At 63.5% G+C, this 1837-nt stretch carries 1 protein-coding gene; it reads left to right on the forward strand.

The window, feature by feature from the left end; all coding sequences use genetic code 11:
- Nucleotides 1-390 precede the first annotated feature (390 nt).
- The gene (ltrA, locus tag QWJ46_RS30930; protein WP_368046105.1) at nt 391-1746 is read left to right on the forward strand and encodes a group II intron reverse transcriptase/maturase; all 1356 of its coding nucleotides are present in this window, start codon (nt 391-393) and stop codon (nt 1744-1746) included.
- Nucleotides 1747-1837 lie beyond the last annotated feature (91 nt).

Consider the following 1837-nt stretch of genomic DNA (forward strand, 5'->3'; position numbering starts at 1 on the left):
TTGTGCGCCCAGCATGGGCGCACTCTTGTGGGTGCAAGTCCCACCGTAAGCTGGTCATGGCGAGCGAAGAGAAGCGCAACTTTGCAAGGGCGACCGAGCGTGGGGAGGAAGCGTGGATCGAACCTGCGGGCCGATGGACAAGAACCGGATATGAGGCGGTGCCGACCAGGGCGAGCGGGCAATGAACCGCGAAGCTCTCGTGACCAAGGGTCGCTGGCGTAAATCCGGCGGTCGTGCAGGGAAGGAGTGCGTTCTTACCTGGGGAGATCTCGCTTTGCGCCTGAAAGGGCGACGGTGTCGAGCCGGAGCGAGAAGTCAGCAGAGGCCGTAGTAGGGAGCGCCTTGGCGCGAACGAAGGGCCGAACGAGAGAGAGTGAAGTTCCTCCGAGGATGAGCAAGGCCATGCGTCAGATGCCGAGAATGTCCGGGAGATTGGAGCGGCAAGCGGGTGAAGCCCGTCCAGGCTCTGATCTTGACGAAGCCGAGCCCCCGCCGAGGATGGGGAACGACACAGGTGCAGGGCTGCTTGAGGCGGCCCTGAGGCGAGAGAACCTCCTGAAGGCCTGGAAGCAGGTGCGGGCCAACAAAGGGGCGGCGGGGGTGGACGGACTGGATATCGACCAGACGGCTGCGATGCTACGCAAGTGCTGGCCTGCCATCCGCGACAGTCTGCGGGAGCGGACGTATCGGCCACAGCCGGTGCGTCGCGTGATGATCCCGAAGCCTGGGGGCGAGCGTGAGCTCGGTATCCCCACGGTGCTGGACCGCCTGATCCAACAGGCGCTCCTGCAAGTCCTCCAGCCGATCCTTGATCCGACCTTCAGCCAGCACAGCTACGGCTTTCGTCCGGGACGCGGTGCGCACGATGCCGTTCTTGCGGCACAATCGTTCGTGCAGTCCGGGCGTCGTGTCGTTGTGGACGTTGACCTGGAGAAGTTCTTCGACCGGGTTGAGCACGACATCCTGATCGACCGTCTGCGCAGGAAAATCCCCGATCCCGGCGTCATCCGCCTGGTCCGGGCCTATCTGAGCGCCGATATCGTTGATGGGGATGCGGTCATCAAGCGGAGCCGAGGCACGCCGCAGGGTGGGCCGCTGTCGCCGCTTCTGGCCAATGTGTTGCTGGATGAGGTGGACAGGGAACTTGAACGGCGGGGCCATGCCTTCTGCCGCTATGCCGATGACTGCAACGTCTATGTGCGGTCGCGGCGCGCGGGCGAGCGGGTGATGGTTCTGCTGCGGCGTCTTTATGGCCGGCTTCACTTGACGGTGAACGAGGCCAAGAGCGCCGTTGCCAGCGTCTTCGGCCGCAAATTCCTCGGCTATGCCTTCCGGCAAGCCGGGGGTGTGGTCAAGCGACGAGTGGCCGGCAAGGCCATCAAGGCGTTCAAGGAGCGCATTCGCGAACTGACACCGCGCGTGACGGGGCGGTCGCTCAAAGCGGTGGTGGAACGGTTGAGTATCTTCGTGCGCGGATGGAAAGCCTACTTCCGGCTGGCGCAAACACCGTCGGTCTTCAACGACCTGGACGAGTGGATGCGTCATCGTTTGCGGGCTATCCAGCTCAAGCAATGGAAACGAGGCAGGACGATCTTCCGGGAACTGATGGCAAGAGGAGCGAGCCTCAAGGTGGCACTGCAGGTGGCGGGAAACGCCCGCCGCTGGTGGCGCAACAGCGCCAAACTCCTCAACACCGTCCTCACGATCAAATGGGCAGACCAACTCGGAATGCCCAGACTCGCGTAAACCTCAATCTCTCGAACCGCCCGGTGCGGACCCGCATGCCGGGTGGTGTGGCAGGGGTGCGATCACATCGATCGCCCCCTATGCCGATTTC

It is taken from the genome of Rhizobium sp. CBN3 (assembly GCF_030518245.1).
Taxonomy (GTDB): domain Bacteria; phylum Pseudomonadota; class Alphaproteobacteria; order Rhizobiales; family Rhizobiaceae; genus Rhizobium; species Rhizobium aethiopicum_A.